The sequence below is a fragment of the Arthrobacter sp. 10N43 genome (assembly GCF_056394525.1).
Genome location: NZ_JBFTIA010000009.1, coordinates 134068 through 153041 on the forward strand (window position 1 = coordinate 134068; position 18974 = coordinate 153041).

At 62.1% G+C, this 18974-nt stretch carries 13 protein-coding genes; 1 reads left to right on the top strand and 12 read right to left on the bottom strand.

Features of this window, described 5'->3' with window-relative positions; genetic code table 11:
• Window positions 1-20 precede the first annotated feature (20 nt).
• The 7 genes from AC1DDO_RS17040 to AC1DDO_RS17070 all read right to left on the bottom strand — a co-directional run bounded on the left by AC1DDO_RS17040 (window position 21) and on the right by AC1DDO_RS17070 (window position 8843).
• Entirely contained in the window at window positions 21-1019 is a 999-nt protein-coding gene (locus AC1DDO_RS17040) for an ABC transporter permease (protein ID WP_441410119.1), read from the bottom strand.
• Window positions 1016-1900, bottom strand: a complete 885-nt coding sequence (locus AC1DDO_RS17045; protein WP_441410120.1) for an ATP-binding cassette domain-containing protein — start codon at window positions 1898-1900, stop codon at window positions 1016-1018. The genes AC1DDO_RS17040 and AC1DDO_RS17045 overlap by 4 nt, the downstream gene beginning before the upstream one ends.
• A gap of 633 nt (window positions 1901-2533) precedes the next feature.
• Window positions 2534-3541: an inositol 2-dehydrogenase gene (gene iolG / locus AC1DDO_RS17050; protein WP_441410121.1), complete on the bottom strand. Its 1008-nt coding sequence runs from the start codon at window positions 3539-3541 to the stop codon at window positions 2534-2536.
• A gap of 48 nt (window positions 3542-3589) precedes the next feature.
• The gene (locus AC1DDO_RS17055; protein WP_441410122.1) at window positions 3590-5053 is read right to left on the bottom strand and encodes an APC family permease; all 1464 of its coding nucleotides are present in this window, start codon (window positions 5051-5053) and stop codon (window positions 3590-3592) included.
• Window positions 5054-5203: 150 nt separating this feature from the next.
• The gene (locus AC1DDO_RS17060; protein WP_441410123.1) at window positions 5204-6187 is read right to left on the bottom strand and encodes a D-2-hydroxyacid dehydrogenase; all 984 of its coding nucleotides are present in this window, start codon (window positions 6185-6187) and stop codon (window positions 5204-5206) included.
• A gap of 71 nt (window positions 6188-6258) precedes the next feature.
• Window positions 6259-8019: an IlvD/Edd family dehydratase gene (locus AC1DDO_RS17065; RefSeq protein ID WP_441410124.1), complete on the bottom strand. Its 1761-nt coding sequence runs from the start codon at window positions 8017-8019 to the stop codon at window positions 6259-6261.
• 53 nt (window positions 8020-8072) lie between these two features.
• Window positions 8073-8843: an SDR family NAD(P)-dependent oxidoreductase gene (locus AC1DDO_RS17070; protein ID WP_441410125.1), complete on the bottom strand. Its 771-nt coding sequence runs from the start codon at window positions 8841-8843 to the stop codon at window positions 8073-8075.
• Window positions 8844-9026: 183 nt separating this feature from the next.
• On the opposite strand from AC1DDO_RS17070, the gene AC1DDO_RS17075 reads away from it, so the two are divergent.
• On the top strand, window positions 9027-10211 hold the full coding sequence (locus AC1DDO_RS17075; protein WP_441410126.1) for a Gfo/Idh/MocA family protein: 1185 nt from the start codon (window positions 9027-9029) through the stop codon (window positions 10209-10211).
• Between the two features lie 89 nt (window positions 10212-10300).
• Here the strand turns inward: AC1DDO_RS17075 and AC1DDO_RS17080 are convergent, their stop codons facing one another.
• The 5 genes from AC1DDO_RS17080 to AC1DDO_RS17100 all read right to left on the bottom strand — a co-directional run bounded on the left by AC1DDO_RS17080 (window position 10301) and on the right by AC1DDO_RS17100 (window position 18954).
• Window positions 10301-11656, bottom strand: a complete 1356-nt coding sequence (locus tag AC1DDO_RS17080; protein ID WP_441410127.1) for an aldehyde dehydrogenase family protein — start codon at window positions 11654-11656, stop codon at window positions 10301-10303.
• A 92-nt stretch (window positions 11657-11748) separates the two neighbouring features.
• A complete protein-coding gene (gene iolD, locus AC1DDO_RS17085) occupies window positions 11749-13695 on the bottom strand; it encodes a 3D-(3,5/4)-trihydroxycyclohexane-1,2-dione acylhydrolase (decyclizing) (protein ID WP_476972356.1) in 1947 nt (648 codons plus the stop codon).
• A 188-nt stretch (window positions 13696-13883) separates the two neighbouring features.
• Window positions 13884-15017, bottom strand: a complete 1134-nt coding sequence (locus tag AC1DDO_RS17090) for a Gfo/Idh/MocA family protein (RefSeq protein WP_441410129.1) — start codon at window positions 15015-15017, stop codon at window positions 13884-13886.
• An 83-nt stretch (window positions 15018-15100) separates the two neighbouring features.
• A complete protein-coding gene (locus tag AC1DDO_RS17095) occupies window positions 15101-16861 on the bottom strand; it encodes a hydantoinase B/oxoprolinase family protein (RefSeq protein ID WP_476972357.1) in 1761 nt (586 codons plus the stop codon).
• A 2-nt stretch (window positions 16862-16863) separates the two neighbouring features.
• Complete coding sequence (locus AC1DDO_RS17100) at window positions 16864-18954, bottom strand: hydantoinase/oxoprolinase family protein (protein ID WP_441410131.1); 2091 nt, start codon at window positions 18952-18954, stop codon at window positions 16864-16866.
• Between the last annotated feature and the right edge of the window lie 20 nt (window positions 18955-18974).

Below are 18974 nucleotides of genomic sequence, written 5' to 3' on the forward strand. Positions count from 1 at the left end.
TTGTTTGTCGATGGTGAGGGTCAGTCCGACTTCCAGCGGTTCAGCAGTACGGCGAGCACCAGGATGATGCCCTGGACTCCTTGCTGGAAGTATGAGGAGACGCCCAGCAGGTTCATGCCGTTCATTACGACGCCCAGCAGGAGCACGCCGACGACGGTTCCCCGGATGGTGCCCACACCGCCGAACAGGCTTGTCCCGCCGATGACGACGGCGGCAATCACCTGCAGCTCGTAGCCGGTGCCGGCCACGGGGGCCGCACCATCGAGACGGGCAGTCAGGACGAGGCCGCCCAGCGCGGCGGTGATGCCGCCGATGAGGTAGACGGTGAAAAGCACCCGGCTTGTGGAGATACCCACTTTCTTGGCGGATTCTTCATTTCCACCCACGGCGTAGACGTGCGAACCAAACTTGGTGCGGCTCAGCACGAACTCACACAGCAGTGCAGCCAGGAGGAAGATAATCACCGGCACCGGGACAGGACCAATGAACCCGGAGCCGAGCCACTCAGCCGGGCCACTCAGCCCGGAGACAACCTGCCCGTCCGTGATAACCAGAGCCGCCGTGCGGGCAATGGCCATCGTCGCCAAGGTTGCCAGAAATGGCAGGATAGCTCCCCACACCACCAACGCTGCGCTGAGGAAGCCGACCAACAGGCCCACTCCGAGCCCGGCTATCAGCGGCAACCAGAAGGCACCTCCGCTGGCCGGGGCCAGTAGCGCGAAGGTCATGCCGGCCAAACCCACTACGGATCCCACAGAGAGGTCGATTCCTGCGGTGATCATGATGAAGGTCATCCCCAGCGCAATCAATCCGATGATGGATGATTGCCGCACGACGTTGACCAGGTTGTTCAGCGTGAGGAAGTTCGGGGCGGCAGCAGCCAAGAAGACGATGATGAGGACGAAGAAAATGAGGATTCCGTAATCCCCGATGAGGCGCTTGGTTTTGGTGGCAGCGGATTCCTCATTAAGCTCAGCCGGTCCCAGCTTTGTCTTCAGATTTTCCATTGTGAGGCTCACGAGTCGCTCCCGTTCGTCGTACCGCGTCCGGCCAGCGCGTCAACGACACTCATCGACGAGGTGCTTCCGATTTTGCGGCGCTCGTCCGGAATGCCGCTCCCATTGTCGACATAGTCGTCCAGAGTGCCGTGTGAGATGAGGTGCGCCACTTCGGCTTCAGTGACGTCTCCTACGTGGAAGCGCCCCACCACCTGGCCTTGGCGCATGACCGCGAAGCGGTCGGCCACTGCAAATGCTTCATCCAGGCGGTGAGTGATGATGATGACAGCGATGCCCAAATCCTTGAGCCGCTGCGTCACCTCGATGAGCTTGTCCACCTTGGCCACTGACAGGTTCGCGGTGGGCTCGTCCATGATGATTAGGCGTGCATCAAAGGCCAGTGCCCGCCCAATGGCAACGGCTTGCCGTTGTCCACCCGACAAGCGCTTGACCTTGAGCCGGGGGTTGATAGGGATGTCCAGCCGCTCCAGCACCCGCCTGGTTTCGGCTTCCATTTTTTTCCGGTCGATGATCTTCAGCAGCGGACCCAGAATGTTCTTCTGCGGCTCCCGCCCCAAGAAAATGTTGGTACGGACATCCAGGTTGTCAGCCAGGGCAAAGTCCTGGTACACCATCTCGACCCCTTGGTCGCGGGAGGCCGACGGAGTGGGAAACTCCGTCCTCTTTCCGTCCAACTCGATGGAACCCCGATCGGGTTGGTACACGCCCGTGAGTACCTTCATGAGCGTTGACTTGCCGGCGGCATTGTCGCCAAGCAACGCGAAGGTTTCGCCGGGCTGGACATCGATGCTGACGCCGCGCAAAGCGGACACCGCCCCGAATGTCTTATGTATGTCCTTTAGGGCGACCAGTGGAGGGGTCGCCGGTGGTGCGTCGGTCATCTCATCCTCGTTCGATAGGGCTATGCAATGAACCGGTGAAACCTTAGGCGGCGGTCGATCAAATTTTTGTTTGATCCTGCAGTTTCAGGGGTAATCCGGGGAAGCCCTATATCTGCGTGACCCCCACCACACTGTTTCACTTACTTGAACTTTGACGGATTCGAGAATGCGGGATGTGTGCCAATTTGAAACAGGGGAAGGAATGCCGAACAGACCATGTGGATCGTTTCAATTAATAGCGGATTTAGGGGCTCGTGCTGGCCCGAGATTGGCCGGACGCCGGCTTATCTCCCTATAAGAAGGCTGCAGCCGTCCTGTGAAAGAGGCGACGCTCGCCCCTCGAGACAACCCACATGATGTCCCCTCGGGAGCTTTGTCCTCTACGTATCCGTCGAGCAGTACCCGCCCGGCTTTTGCAAACGGACCAAGGTCCCCTGTCTCTGTTTGCAAATGCCAACCGACGCCGTCCAGCCAGTCAGCCGTCATGTCCTGGGCCTATGAGCTGCGACGACACCGGCTTTCCGCCCAGCTCATCTGGGTTGGTTCTGTGTGATCAGCGAAAAGAGCCTGACCTGGGTCGCAGATGCTGTTGCGAAACATCGGGGCCCAGTTCAGGCGGCATCTTTGGCCCCTCTAGGTATGGTCCACTTCTATCGCAACCCCGGCCCGGGCCGATTTCTCTGCGGCGTCGGCCAGGATCAGCGCTGCGCGGCCGTCCTCAAAGCCCGGGTTCCGCGAAGGAAGTCCCCGCACTGCGCGCAGGAATTCGGCCACTTCAAGACGGTAGGCCTCCGCATAGCGCTCCAGGAAGAAGTTCTGGTAGGGACCGATCGCTTCGACTGCCCTGGCACTCCAGTGCCGGACGAGCGTGTCATTCTTGTTGCCCACTTGCAGCAGTCCCGTTGAGCCAAATGCCTCAATTCGCTGGTCGTAGCCATAGGCTGCATGACGAGAATTCACAATCGTCACTAGCTCGTCCTTGGACCCGCGCAGAGTAACCACTGCCGAGTCGAAGTCTCCGGCGTGGCGGGCGTTCTCGCTGAAAACGTTCGCGCCCTGCGCTGATACCTCCACGATGTCCGGTATGAAGTACCGCGCCATATCCAGATCGTGGATGGTCATGTCCCGGAAGATCCCACCCGAGTCTGCAAGATACGATGCCGGCGGCTCCCCAGGGTCGCGACTGGTGATCACCATCTGCTCCAACCTGCCAATCTCGCCAGCTGCTACACGACGCTTTAGCTCCACAAAATGCCTGTCGAAGCGCTTGTTGAAGCCCAACGCGATGGGAACGTCCGACGCCGCCGCTTTCGCACGGAGCGCATTCACACGCGCGATATCCAGATCGATTGGCTTCTCGCACAACACGGGAACACCTGCATCAATGGCTCTCTCCACCAGGTCCACGTGGGTTGCAGTTGGTGAGGCGACAATGACGGCATCGACTTCTCCTGAGGCGAACACTTCCTCGGGGTCGTCGCTCACACGGCCGCCAAACTCGGCGGCTGTCCGTTTGGCACTTTCGATAATGGGGTCACATACCCAGGCAAGCGTGGCTTCGTCCAAGGTAGCCAAACTCATGGCATGCACCTGACCGATCCGTCCGGTACCGAACAGGCCAATCCTGATCTGTTTCGTCATTGCAATCTCCCAGATGTAGATATGTCGCTGAGGGGAAATGGGGAGCTGTCAGTCGACCTTCTGCCGCCCCAGCCGTGCATACACCTCAGGGCGCTTGGCACGCAGGACGAGGGCGTAAGCAATGCCGCCTAAAAACAATGCGAAAGTGAACGTCATGAAGATGACCGTCAAGACAGTGGATCCGCCGATGAGCTCAGGGTAGTTGGTGATTGCCAGGTAAGTGATGAGTCCGAGGAATCCGGCGCTAATGAGCGGTGCGACTATTGTCTTCCAGACCGACTCCGGCGCAAAGCTACGACGGCGCAGGAAGTAAACGAGAACCGCGCAGCTCGTGATGAACATCAGGAGCAAGACTGCGAAACTGCCGCTGCCGCTGGCGATTGGATAAAGGTTGTCCGGGGATACTGCCAGGATCGTGAAGATCACGGTCGCCACGCCCCAGACCAGACCCACAGCCAGCCCCGACACGTACGGGGACTTATGGCGGGGGTGTACCCGCCCAAGGATTGACGGCAGCACCCCATCGGCCGCGAGGGAGAAGCTGTACCGGGCCGCGATATTTTGCACAGAGAGCATCGACGCCAGAATCGAGGTGATCAAAAGGATCGTGCCCACATCTGCGAAGATTTTTCCGAGCAGCGCTGTGGCGGCGTCATTGAACAAGTTGACGGTGTTGTCTTGGGCGGCAGTCTGGGCGTTGTCAGCTCCCAGGAACGCGATATAGGCCCAAGCCGCAATGGCATAGAACAGGCCGATACCGGCCACGGCAAGGTAGGTTGCCCTCGGGATCGTCCGCTCGGGGTTCTTGACCTCGTCGCGGTAGATCACTGTGGCCTCAAATCCGAAGAAGTTTCCAACAGCGAAGAGCAAAGCCAGTCCCAGTCCGGCGTCTGCCAGCCCCGGCATGGCAAAGCCGATGCTGTGCTCCATATTGCCGCCGCTCGAGGCGAAGGAGGCGATGTCGAAGATGACAACTACCGTGGACTCAAGGAGCATCACGATCGTCAAGACCCTCGCCGAAAGATCGATCCGATGGTAGGCGAGAAACGTCGTCACCGCGATAATTCCGAGTGCATACCAATACCACGGGATGTCCGGGCCGATTAGGGTGTTGACGACGAAAGCCTGCAGCGTTACCGCGAACAGCGGCGGCGCGAAGAAGCCGATGAACATGTAGCCAAAGAGCGCAAGGAAGGCCCCTCCCAGACCGGCGGGCTTACCGAAGCCCGCCGTGACGAAGGAGTAGAAACCACCGGGGTTCTTGACGCTCTGGCTCATCTTCACGAATCCAACGGAGAAGATGAGCAGCATTACAGTCAGCAAAATGTAAATGCCGGGCGCGGTGTGGCCGCTGAACATCAGCAGCACAGGGATGAAACCTGCGACCGTTGTCAAGGGCGAGGAGAACGCGAGCACGCTCATCACGAGCTCGCCCACGCCCATATTTCCGCTGAGCTTATGTTCCTGCGTATGGGCCGGCGTCTTCGTCGTACCTCTTGGTGTGCTTGACATGTAAAATCCTCGTCACGAAATAATTTTGAGTGCTAAATCACACTATCGACGGGGATCGTGAGAGCACTGTACCAGCTTGGGACACGGGATCCCATGGGGGTATTCCGGCCCGTTTCTAGAACCCGGAATACACCCCATGGAATGGCTTCATCAGGGCGCTTCAGACGCCAAGGCAGGAGTAGCCGGACCAAGCTTCTTCAGGTCCACCACGTCCTGGAGCGGCTCACGGGCCTTCCACAGCCTGAGATTCCGGGCAAAGCAATCCACTACTCTTCCCCGCCAGCCGATCAAGTCGCCGGAGGCATGCGGGGAGACCAGGATGTCCCGACGACTCCATAGCGGATTCCCGATATCCAAGGGCTCATGTTCAAACACATCCAGTGCCGCCCCGCCCAGATGTCCGGCGTCAAGGGAGTCAAGAAGGTCCTGCTCCACCACCACCGCCCCGCGGCCTACGTTGACCAGACGCGCCCCGGGCCGCATTGTGCGGAGCCGCGACGAGTTGAACAGCCCGCGGGTTTCTGATGTAAGCGGCAGGGTCAGCACCACGTCATCGGCTTGGCCAAGAAGCTGGTCAAGCTCATCAAAGCCGGAGATTGAACCCAGCTGGGGATCGTTCCTGGCAGACCGGCCCACAACGTTGACGTCCATTCCTGCAGCGCGCAGGAGGAGGACGGTTTCGCGGCCCACCGGACCCGGCCCCACTACCAGGACTTTCCGTCCCAGCAGCGGCTCGGTTTCTCGGTGCTGCCAGATGCGCGCCTGTTGCAGCTCTATGGTGCGGCGCAGGTCTTTGGTGAACATCAGCAGGACGCCCAGTACCCACTCTGCGATCGGCCGCTCGCACACGCCGCGGGAGTTGCTCACAACGATGTCGCTGTTGACGATTTCATCGGTCATCAGGCTGTCAACGCCGATGCTTGAGGTGTGTATCCAGCGCAGCTCCCCCGGCCCCACCTCACGCAGGAGCTTGGTCCTGAAGTCGTTCAGGAACAGGATCTCCGCACCGGGCTGGGCAGCCCGGAACTCGTCCGCGGTGCGCACCACCACGACATCTGCCTCGGCTTCCAACCGTTCAACAGGAGGGCGCGGGCGGCCCTCCTGGACAATCACCATCACTTTTGGTCTTGACACACTTACCCCTTCCCGGGGCTGCCCCTCAGGAGCAGCCTCCGCTTGTTCTTGTGTTTGGAGTTTGCTGTTGTTTACCAGCCGCCCTGCCAACCGCTCATCAGACCGTACGGCAAGCGTTGTGGCTCCTCGTCCGGCAGGCCCTTGAGGAAGTCGAAGTCGCAGCCTTCATCGGCCTGGTTTACGTGATCGATGAAAAGCCGTCCGTAGCCGCGCCGGTATTTCGGTTCCGGGAGCTTCAGTTCCGCCAGTCTGCTCTCGATCTCCTCGGCTGGGATGTCCAAATCCAGGCGCTGGTTCTCGACGTCCAGCACAATGGGATCTCCGTCCCGGACAATCGCCAGCGGCCCACCCACGGCAGCCTCTGGAGAAACGTGCAGCACTGTGGTGCCAAAGGCGGTGCCGCTCATGCGGGCATCCGAAATCCGGACGATGTCACGGATCCCCTGACGCAGGAGCTTCTCGGGAATGGGGAGCATGCCCCATTCGGGCATGCCGGGAGCTCCAACCGGTCCACTGTTGCGCAGAACCAGCACAGAGTCTTCGGTGATGTCCAGATCGGGGTCGTCAATCCTGCGTCCCAGGTCGTAAATGTCCTCGAAGACCACTGCTGAGCCTTTGTGCTGCAGCAGATCCTTGGACGCAGCACTCCGTTTGATGACCGCTCCGTTGGGTGCGAGGGAGCCACGGACGACGGCAATGCCTCCGGAAGCATCGAAAGGGGCCTCGAGAGTACTGACCACGACGCCGTCAGGTTCGGGGGCCGAACGGTAGCCATTCTCAAGGGACTCCCCAGTGACCGTGATGGCGTCCCTGTTCAGCAGCGGCGCCAGTTCCTTTAGTACGGCGGAGATGCCGCCGACCTGGAACAGTTGCTGCACCAAGTACTCGCCGGAGGGACGGACGTTGACAATGCGGGGGGTCCGTTGGGAGATCTCGTGGAAGCGGTCCAACGGCAGTTCATAACCAACCCGCCGGGCCAGTGCCAGAAGGTGCACCACGGCGTTGGTGGAACCACCCACAGCCATCAGGAGGGTGATTGCATTATCGAAGGCCTCTTTTGTCAGTATTTCGCTGGGCTTTGGCCCCTGCGACAGTGCCATCTCCACTGCCCGGCGGCCGGTGGCTTCCGCCGCTTGAGCGCGACGCGCATCTACCGCAGGGATCGACGCAGTGCCCGGCAGACACATGCCGAGTGCTTCGACGAGGGACGTCATGGTGGAGGCCGTGCCCATCTCGCTGCAGTGTCCTGCAGAAGGTTTCGCAGCCGATTCAAGCTCGTCGAAGTCCGCCTCGGTGATCTTCCCTGCGCGGAGCTCATCTGCGTACTTCCAGGTGTCTGTGCCGACCCCGAGCTGCTTCCCCCGGAAGTGTGCGGGCTCTTGGGGGCCGCCTGTCAGCATGATGGTTGGTACATCTGCACTGGCGGCCCCCATGAGCTGGGCTGGGACTGTTTTGTCACAGCCGCCGAGCAGCACGATGGCGTCCAGCGGGTAGGCGCGGATGGACTCTTCAACGTCCATGGCCATCAGGTTGCGGAACTGCATGGCCGACGGCTTCATCAGACTTTCACCCAGGGAGATGGTGGGGAATTCCAGCGGAAGACCGCCGGCCATGAGAACGCCGCGCTTCACGGCGTCCGCCAACAGCTTGAAATGGATGTTGCAGTTGACCAGCTCCGACCAGGAGTTTGCGATTCCAATCACCGGCTTGTCCTTGAGAGCAAAGCGCGAGAAGCCCTCGGCCTGGATCGCTGTGCGGTGAACGAATCCGGTGAGGTCGTGCGGTGCGAACCATCGCGCACTGCGGAGGTCCTTGTAGTTCGACTCTTCCATGTCCTTTAAACTCCTTGGGCTTGTTCGGTCTTGGCGGGTAAATTGGGGCGTTCCTACGCAGCGGTTGTGCCGCCGTCGAACGCCATGCTGGTTCCGGTAGCAAAAGTCCCTTCGACAGCCAGGAAATAGATAGCCGCTGCCACCTCGTCCGGATCCGCGAGCCGGTTCAGGGGCACGGTGCTTTCCTTCAATCTCCGGGCTTCCGTTGGATCCGGCGCCGCCGCCAGGCCTGCCCGCACCATGGGCGTATCAATCGGCCCGGGGCAGACTGCGTTCACTCGGACAAGGGGTGCCAGTTCCAAGGCCAAAGCCTTGGTGAGTCCTACAACGCCGGCTTTGGCCGCGCAGTAATGGACAAGCCCGGGTGCACCCATGGCGGCGAGGTCGGAAGCGACGTTCACGATCGAGCCTCCCCCGGACCGCCGCATATGGAGCCCGGCCTCACGGGAAACGTAGAAAGTCCCGGACAGGTTTGTCTCCAGCACGTCGTGCCAGCGGTCCTCGTTGAGGTCTTCCAAGGCCACATGCCCGGCCACACCAGCAGCGTTGACCGCTACGTCCAGGCCCCCCAGCGTATGGATCGCACCTCGGACGGCGTTCTTGACTGCGGCGGCATCGGAGACGTCGGCAACCACTGTGTGCGCGCCGGCGCCGATCTCGTCTGCGACGCGCTGCAGACCGGCCGACCGCCGGCCCAGCAGTGCCACCCGGGCGCCTCGTTTGGCGAAAAGCTTTGCGGTCGCTTCCCCGACGCCGGATGCCGCACCCGTGATGAGCACGCGCAGGGGTTCCGTTCGAAGCTGTTGATTTCGGTCCATCATCATCGACGGAACTCCTTCTGTAGGCACAGGTGGCTGGCATGTTCCACTAAAGCAGTGCATCCCCGCCGCCAGCTGTCTCACATTGAGACACATCGCACACTGCCTGCGTTCTTAGGCTGGTCAGCAGATGCCGCCTTCATTCCGTGGCACAGCACCGCTGAGAGCGGCACAGACTAAGGAGTCCTTTTGGAACAGCAGAACCGCATTGGGGTTGGCTTGATTTCGGTCGGATGGATGGGCAGGTTGCATTCGCGCGCGTACCTGGCCACCAAGCAGTTCTTTCCGGAACTGCCTCGGCATCCTGAGTTGGTGATCGCCGCGGACCCGGACGACGCCGGTCGCCACCATGCCGAGGACGCACTCGGTTATAAGGAAACGGCCACGGATTACCGCAAGGTGCTGGAGAACCCGGACGTGGACGTTGTGTCCATTTGCTCCCCCAACTTCCTTCATCACGAAATAGCACTTGCCACCATCGAAGCCGGCAAGCACTTCTGGATTGAGAAGCCCATGGGCCGCAGCGCGCAGGAGTCCCGCGAAATAGCCCAGGGCGCAGAGGCCGCAGGACTCATCACATCTGTGGGATTCAACTACCGGCACGCACCCGCTGTGGCGGAAGCCAGGCGGCTCATCCGGTCCGGAGCCCTGGGCCGAATCACCAACGTGCAGATCCGCCTCCTCACCGGATACGCCTCGGATCCAAGCCAGGTGTTTACGTGGCGCTATGAGCAGGCCCGCGCAGGCTCCGGAGTCCTGGGCGACGTCCTAAGCCACGGCTTCGACCTCGCACAGTTCCTGGTGGGCCGCATCACCTCGCTGAATGCCGTGACGGAGACCTTCATCAAGGACCGGCCGCTGCCTGCCGGCAACTCCTCGAATTCCTTCGACATGGGCCAGGCCTCGGACGTCACCCGGGAGGTGGAAAACGAGGATTACACCGCCATGCTGGCCCGCTTCGAAGGCGGCGCGATCGGCATGTTCGAGTCCACGCGCGTGGCCATCGGACCCCATGCCGAATACATCATCGAGGTCTACGGCACTGAAGGCTCCCTGCGTTGGAACTTTGAGCGCATGAATCAGCTTGAACTCGCCACAGACCGCAGCGGCTACCGCACCATCATGACACCGCCGTCCTTCGGCGAATTTGGCCGCTTCCAGCCCGGTCCCGGGCCCGGGATTGGATTCAACGACCTCAAGACCATCGAGGCCGCGCTGTTCCTGCGTTCAGTTGCGGAAGGAAAGCAGCTTGGTCCGTCCGCCGCGGACGGCTGGTCAGCCTCCGAACTCGTGGATGCATCGCTGCGCAGCGCCGGTTCCGGCGACTGGGTTGAGATCCCGGAAGTTTCCGGGAACACGACCTACCAGGCCTAAGCCCACACCGCACTCCACTCGCAACAAGAGGAGGCCGGATCTGGATGATCCGGCCTCCTCTAGCGTTTTAGTGCTTGCATAAAAGGTTGCTACTTGGCGAAGCGGAACAACTTCTTGTTCGCGAACTCCAGCATGCCCACCTTGCCCAGTTCGCGGCCGTAGCCGGACTTCTTGACGCCACCAAAGGGAACATCGGCTCCGCTGAGGTCGTATGCGCCGATGAAGACCATTCCGACGTCGAGCTGGTTGCCGACGCGCTCAGCGCGCTCAAGATCGTCGCAGATCACCACGGAACCGAGGCCGTACGGCGAGGAGTTGGCGAGCTTGATCGCTTCCTCGTCGCTGCCGACCTTGTAGAGCTGGGCCACCGGGCCGAAGAGCTCTTGGCTGTAGACGTCCATGGACGGCGTGATGTTGGTGATCACCGTTGGGGTGAAGACGTTGCCCTGGGGCTGGTTGTTGCCCACAAGGATTTCGGCGCCCTGGTCGACGGCTCCCTGCACCTGCTCTGTGAGGAACTTAGTAGCCGAATCTGAAGAGAGCGGGCCGAAATCGCCGTTTTCGTAGGATTGCCCGGCAATGGCTGCTTTGAACTTCTCTGAGAATTCATCGAAGTACTTGTCCAGCACCACGATCCTCTTGGAGCCATTGCAGGACTGGCCGGTGTTGCCCATACGGCCCATGACGGCCTTTTTAACGGCCTGGTCAACGTCATCGGTGTCCAGCACAATGAACACGTCAGCGCCGCCGAGCTCCAGCACGCACTTCTTCAGGGCACGCCCGGCCTGCTCAGCCACGATCGCACCTACCTGCTCCGAACCTGTGAGTGATACCCCCTGGAGGCGGTCGTCGGCGATGATGTCCGAGATCTGCTGATGCGTGGCAAAAAGATTGACGTAGGCACCCTCCGGGAAACCGGCGTCGCGGAAGAGTTCCTCAAGGGCCAGGGCCGACTCGGGGCACTGGCTCGCATGGCGGACGATCACGGTGTTGCCCAGGATGATGTTGGGAATCGCGAAGCGTGCCACCTGGTAGTAGGGGTAGTTCCACGGCATGATGCCGAGGACCACGCCCAGGCCTTGGTACCGGAAGAAGGTCCGCAAGCCGTCGGCTACCTCAAGTTCTTCATCGGCGAGCCATTGATCCGCGTGCTCGGCAAATGCTGCCGCGATGGCGCCGGAAAACTCTGCTTCCCCCACTGCCTGTGGAAGGGGCTTGCCCATCTCCCGGTTGATGATGGCCGCGAGCTTGTCCTTGCGTTCCACAAACAGGTCGGCCAGTCGCCTGGCCAAGGCTGCCCGCTCGGCCACGGAGGTGGTGCGTGACCACTCCTGATAGGTTTTTTGCGCTGCGCTGAGGCCTGCCTCCACCTCTGCGTCGGTAGCCGCAGGGTATTGCGCGTGGGTGGTTCCTGTGGCGGGATCTACAACAGCGAATGCACTCATGGTGGATGCTCCTTTGTCAGAAAATTGAAAGAACGGGGTTGCCCCGTAGAACGTCGGGCGGGACCGCTCCAGAGCGGTCCCGCCCGGTGCGTTTAGCGCGCGTTAGGTGCGACGGTGGCTGCGTAGAAGCGCTGGCGGGCACGGCCTTCCAGGTGCTTCGCAGTCCCTTCCTGGCTGCCCGGGCGCTCCGAGGTCATGGGAACTCCGACATCCCAGAAAGCACCGTTGCCGGACAGGTAGCGCGCACGCTCGACACGGGCCACAATGACTGCAGGCCCGTCCACTTCTTTGGCCTCGGTGAGCGCCGCCTCGAATTCCTCGATGGTGGTCGTGGACCAGGCTGCACAGCCCATGCTGGCAGCATTGGCCGCAATGTCGAAGTCCAGAATTGCTCCGTCGAGGCGACCGGACTCCTTGCTGCGTTCCCGGTACTGGGTACCAAACTCGCGGCCCCCGCCCTTCGCCACCTGGAGCGGCCAGATGCACTGGTGCCCGCGGTTGTCGATCACGATAGTGATGATCTTCTTGTGTTCCTGTACTGCAGTGACCAGTTCAGTGGGCTGCATGAAGTAGGTGCCATCACCGATCAGCACGTACACCTCGCCCGGTGCGTCCCCGCGGGCGATCCGGTAACCCAGTCCGGCCGGGATTTCATGGCCCATGCAGGAGTTGGCGTACTCGAAGTGGATCTCGGTGCCGTTGGACGGATCCCAGGCCTTGTGGATTCCTTCAACCGCACCGCCAGAGCCCAGGACCAGGGCGTCCTGGCTGGTGGCCGTCCGGTTGAGCACGTCGATCACCTGGGCCTGGCTCATGTTCTCACCGGGGAATGCCTGAAGGTCGTGCCGGCGTACCTCGAAGGTGGCCTTCCGGGCGTCCGCGATGTCGCTGCGGAAGTCCTGGGACGTGCCGTAGTCAACAGCTGCGAGGCGTTCCCGCAACGCAGCAAGGGACAGTTTGGCATCGCCAATGACGGGGAATGAGCCCATCTTGTGGGCGTCGAATGAGCCAACGTTGAGGTTCACGAACTTCACATTGGGGTTCTGGAACAGTGAGTGTGATGCAGTGATGAAGTCCTGGAGGCGTGAGCCTACAGTGATGACAACATCCGCGCCGTCGGCGATTTCGTTTGCCCCCACCGTGCCGGTCACGCCGAGGGCGCCCAGATTGAGTTCACTGATGGGGCCGCTTCCCTTGCCGGAGTACGTCTCGGCCACCGGAATGCCGAACTCGGCGCTGAAGCGTGCCAGCTCCTCCTGTGCCTTCGAGTAACGGACGCCACCACCTGCGATCAGAAGGGGGCGCTCGGCGTTCGCAATGATTTCGGCAGCATCGCGATACTCGTCCTCCACAGCCGGACGACGACGGATGTGCCACACACGCGGTGTGAAGAAGGATTCCGGGAAGTCGAATTCCGCGCCCTGGATGTCCTGGGGCAGGCAAACTACTACGGCGCCGGTTTCGATGGGATCGGTGAGGACCCGCATCGCTTCAGGGAGTGTGGACAGCAGCTGGGCCGGGTGGGTGATCCGGTCGAAGTAGCGGCTGACCGGGCGGAAACAGTCGTTGGCGGATACATCCCGTTCTACCGGGTGCTCGATCTGCTGCAGCACGGGATCACCGAAACGGTTGTTGATGATATCCGCGGGGAACAGAAGCACCGGAAGGCGGTTGGTAGTTGCCGTGGCGGCACCTGAGATCATGTTCGTCGCTCCCGGGCCGGCGGAGGCGGTGCAGGCGAGGGTTGCGGCGCGGTTTGAGGCCTTCGCGAAGCCAATGGCCGCGTGCACCATCGATTGCTCGTTCTTGCCCTGGTAGTGGGGGAAGTCCACGCCATATTCGTCGATTCCCTGCGCCAGGCCGACGGAGTTGCCGTGTCCGAAGATGCCGTACATTCCGGCAATCAGGCGCCTCCTTTCACCGTCCAGTTCGCTGTACTGGACCTGAAGGTATTCAACGATTGCTTGTGCGACAGTGCGGCGGCGGACGTTCTTGATGTCGACCTCGGTGCCGATATCAGCAGCGGCTGTGCTGGTCATGCGATCTCCTAAATTCGTAGGTGCGTCGGCATTTGCAAACCGATTCGCCAGAACATCAGGTTTTCATCCTGGGGAGGCAATGTTGTGTCCCAGTTTGATACGCAGCTTGCCCACGGGACACAAAACAGCAGCCGACGACGGCACGTCAGTACCGCCGTCGGCTGCTGCAGTTGTTTACGTCCGTCCCTCTAGTCGAAACGGTAGGGCTCCTGTGGCCCCACCGAAGGCAGCGGCCGTGGCCGCTCGCAGGTGCTTTCAATCTCGATGTGACGGCCCTGCTCCGAGGATGCTTCAAAGGCCAGAAGGACTTCCAGCACGTGGTAGGCGAAGTCGCCACCGGTGCGCGGCTCCACGCCCTTGCGGATGGCATAGCCGAACTCGGCCAGGCCGATGCCTCGGTAGGCATCGTCACGGTGAGTGATTGACGTTTCCCGCCAGTCGCCACCGCCTGGAGGAGTCATGTCCAACGCCAGGTCGCCGGGCTCGCCACGGCGCAGAACAGGTGCCCCGGAGAAGTGGTCCGGGTTTGGCGCCGCCAGCGAGCCACCCGTTCCGTAGATCTCCAAATGCGGCAGGTTGTGGTTCCAAATGTCCCAGCTGACGATCACGGTTGCGGCCGCACCGGACTCGAAATCAATGGCGCCTGTGACGTGCGTCGGGGTCTTGATCTGAATGACTTCGCCCTCTTTGCCGGGACGGGGCCGGGTCTCCGACGAACGCGGTGTTGTTGCAGAAACCCGCTTGACCGGGCCGAAGAAGTTTACAAGATTGGTGATCAAGTACGGCCCGATGTCCAGCATGGGGCCGGCTCCCGGGCTGTAGAAGGGGTCGACGTTCGGGTGCCAGTGCTCATAGCCGCGGCACGCGAAGGACGCGAAGGCGGCCACGGGTTCACCGATCCAACCGTCATCGATGAGCTTGCGGCTGGTCTGCATGCCGGAACCGAGGAAGGTGGTGGGCGCGGAGCCCACTTTCACCCCGGCTTCGCGGGCTGCGTCCAGGATCTGGCGTGCTTCCTCCAGGGAGGTGGCAAACGGCTTTTCCGAAAGGACGTGCTTACCTGCGGCGATGGCTTGGAGGGTCACCGGCGCGTGGAGCTTCGGCGGGGTGAGGTTGAGGACCAGCTCTACCTCGTCGTCGGCCAGCAGTTCGTCCGGCGAGAGGGCCTTGGGAACCGAATAAGCTGCTGCCCGGGCTTTCACGGCCTCCGCGTTAACGTCTGCCAGTGCCACAACCTCGACATCCGGGTGGACGTCGATCTTGTCCAGGTATTGGTTGAGAACGTTTCCGACGCCGATGATGCCGACTCGAATGGGTTCCATGTGAATCTCCGTCATTAGTTGGTGAAACCTCCCGGGGCGAGGAACATACCCCGCCCCGGAATCAGTTGCTATGGCTGATACTTCTAGCTGGGCAGACGCTCTAGGCGGGTCTTTGCCGTGGCCGGTTCGTCGACGGCGTCGTCGGTGATGACGACGCCATATTCGGCAACCGCCGCTTCAAGGGAAACCCGCGACTCGCGGTAGTCATCGAGGACCGCCAGTACGTCACGTTCCAGCGGGTCGCCGTATCCGCCACCACCCGGGGTGATGGACACTACCTTCTCGCCGGACTGCAAGTCGTAGCGGCCCACCACGGGAATTTCACGGCGTTCACCGGTCTTGAGATCTTCCACCCAGGTCGACGGCACGGTCCCGTCGTGTCCGCCGCGGACGCCCTTCGGCGGGTTGAGCTTACCCTCGATGCCGTATGTGAGGGTGACGCTTTCCCCCCGGGGTTCCATGGTGACGCGGGTTGCGAGTCCGCCGCGCTGCCGACCTGCTCCGCCGGAGTCGGCTACCAAAGTGCGTTCGTGGACCAGGATCGGATAACGCTGCTCATCCACCTCCACGCTGTCGTGGTAGAGAAGAGCACCGCAGACTGGCCGTTGGTACGTCGGCCAACCGTCGACGTAGGGGGTGGCGGGGCCACCGACGCCGCCCACCAGAATCTGGTTGACGTAGGCATTGCCGTTGCGTTCGTCGATGCCCGAAATGACCGACTTGGCGGGTGCCTGCCCGGCTGCCCCCTCAGCGGTGCCGTAGCCGTCGTCGATTTGGGAGAACGCGGCCTGGACGATGTTGACCACGCGGTCGGCGAGGTTGGTGGTTCCCGACGAGCAGGAGTAGGGGTGCTTCGGGACACCGACTGCGCAGCCGTCACGGAGCAGCACCTCCACCCTGCGGAAGGTTCCGGCGTTGCTCGGCAGGTTCTCCGGGATACCGGAGAGGATACCTGCCAGTGCTGCACCCGTTGCCGTTGCCCTGGTGAGGTTCAGGCCGTTGGGGAGGTTGTCCGGGTTGTCTCGAAGGTCAATGGTGATCTTGCCCTGCTTGGGCTTGACCTCGATGGTGGCCTGCAGGTGCACACCGTCCGGGCCGGTGCCGGGGAAGGGATCGTGGACCGAGGTGCCGTGGAGGACGTACTCGGGCAGCGTTTCGATGGCACTGGCGGTGAGGCGTTCCGAGTAGTCGAACCAGGCGTCAACGAAGTCCACCAGGTCATCGACGCCGAATTTTTCGGCGAGCTCGTGGATGCGGCGCTCGGCGATGCGCGATGCGCCCACCGATGCGAGGTAGTCGCCGTACCACTGGTCAGGAACGCGGATGCGGGAGCGGCACATGCGGATGATGTCGTCGATGTCCGTGTAATCGCGCTGGATCCTCACGCAGGGGAAGATCAGGGCGCCTTCCTCGTAGACGTCACGGGCGGTGGCGAAGAACGTGGTGGGCAGCGAGTTACCGCAGTCGGCCTGGTGGGCCTTGGTCACGGCGGTGAAGAGGTGGCGTCCCTGGATGAAGATGGGCACCAGGATGACGTGGTCGGCGGCGTGGGAGTTGCCCATGTAGGGGTCGTTGTGGAGGAACGCGTCACCTTCACGTATGTCATCATGGAGTTCCACCATGTCCTCGCCGAGAGGGCCGGCGCCGAAGACGTGCACGGGGACGCCTTCCGCTGCTGCGAGGAGCTGGTTGTCTGCGGTCAGCACGGCGCAGGAGAAGTCGCGGGCCGTGTTAATGACGGACGAACGTGCCGAGCGGAGCAGGCCGCTGGTCATCTCGCGGACGATGCCGTCGAATGCATTGGCAAGTACCGAAAGCTTTACAGGATCAAATTCGCGCGTCACGGTTATGCCTCCTTACGGGTGAGGTAGATGTTGGATCGTTCGTCGAGCGTGGCGTTCCACTCCGGCGGAACGACGATTGTGGTGGTGGGCTGGTCAATGACTGCAGGCCCCACGATCTTGTCCCTCGGTGCCAAGGTGACGCCGCGGTACCGCTGGGTGCTGAAGGCCTCGCCCCCAAAGACGATGTCATCGGTACGGTGGACCTCGCTGGTGCCGGTGGTGCCGGCCTCGTCCTTCGTGTGCTCGGGCCGCGGGATCTCCACACGGACGCCCCAGGTGATGATCTCGACGCGGCTGTCCGGATCGTGTGTGCCGTTGCGGCGGTCGTGTTCTTCGTGGAAGGCCCGCTCAATGATTCCAGCGGCATCGCCGGAGGTGTCGGGGGCGGCATCCAGGTACACACGCAGATCCCAGGCCTGGCCCGGGTAGCGGGCGTCGACGAAGTAGGTGACGTTGGCTGCCTCGCCCACCCCATCGAAGCGCTTCACGAAGAACTCGGCCTTGGCCGTCAGGTCCTCCACAGCGCGGGAGGCCGAACCGGCGTCGAAACTGCGGGTGTCGTTGTGCAGCGGCGAGAGGAACTCCGTGGCGATGGGTGCACGGTGGGCGCCGTAGGCCGCCAGCACACCTGCGGTGGCCGGAATGAGGATAGTCTCAGCTTCGAGGAGGACACCAATCGCGGCGGCAACCATGGCCCCGGCGCCACCGCCGGCAACGATGAGCGCACCCCGGGGGTCTACACCCTGTTCCAAGGCAGCCTGCCGGATAGCCGTGGCCATGTGGTTGGCAGAGACGTCCAGAATGGCCTGTGCGGCCTGCAGGGTGTCCATCTTCAACGGTCCGGCGATGCGGGTATCGATGGCCCGCACGGCGGCCTCGCGGTCCAAGGTGAACCCGCCTTCGAAGCCCTCGGTATCGAGGTAACCGAGTGCCACACATGCATCCGTAACCGTTGGCTCTTCGCCGCCGCGGCCGTAGGCTGCCGGGCCGGGGGTGCTGCGCGCGCTCTGCGGACCCACGCGGAGCAAGCCGCCGCCGTCGATCCACGCGATGCTGCCGCCACCGGCACCGATGCTGGAGACGGCAACGGAGGACAGACCGGTGAGGTGTCCTACGAAGGGCTCACCCAGCCAGGCCTCCCTCGTGTGGCGGACCACGCCTTTTTCAACCAAGGACACGTCGAAGGTCGTGCCACCCATGTCGCAAACAACCACAGTGTCGCGGTCCGGAGCCGCTGCCGCGCCGACCAGCGGCGCCATGGACGGGCCGGAGTTCAGCAGCAGAACGGGACGGTCCAGGACATCGGCGACGTCGAGAACAGCACCTTCCGAGGTCACCACCAGAAGGTCACCGGCGAAGCCGTACTTCTGGAGGTCCGAGCGTAGCTTGCCCAGGTGGTCGGCCATCAAGGGCTTCAGGGAGGCGTCGATCGAGGCTGCAGAGGAACGGCGGTATTCGCGGATGGTGGGGTTGGCCTCGTTGGAGAGCGTGAAGGGAACATCAGGGAGGATTTCCTTTATCAGCTCGGCAACCCGCTTCTCGTGGGTGTCGTTGATGATCGACCAGAGGAAGGATACGGCAACAGCTTCAATCCCCTGTTCCTTGAAGGAACCCAGTACTTCCCGGACCTGCCCTTCGTCCAGCGGCACCAGGACATCGCCTTCGGCGGAGATGCGTTCGGTGATCTCGAAGGTCAGCTGGCGGGGAACGTAGGGCGGCGGGTAGGCGGCCTTGGAGTCGAAAGCATCCCGGCGGCCGCCTTCGCGGAGCAGCAGAGTATCCGCGAACCCGTCCGTGGTCAGCAGTGCGGTCTTGGCAACCTTGCCGGTCAGCACTGCGTTGGTGGCGTGGGTGGTGCCGTAGACGATGACGTCGGCGTTGCGGAGCACCTCGTCGCCGCTCCAGCCGACCGACTCCGCCGCACGGCGGACAGAAGCTTCGAAGCCGGTGAACACGCGGTCGTAGGTGGTCAGTGCCTTACCGACCGCCATGTCGCCGCTGTTGGAATCGACCACGACGTCGGTGAACGTACCGCCGGTGTCGACGGCGATACGGTACCTGGCCTCGCCTGGTTGTGTTTGTACTTCACTCATGGGTCTTCATTACTTTCGTA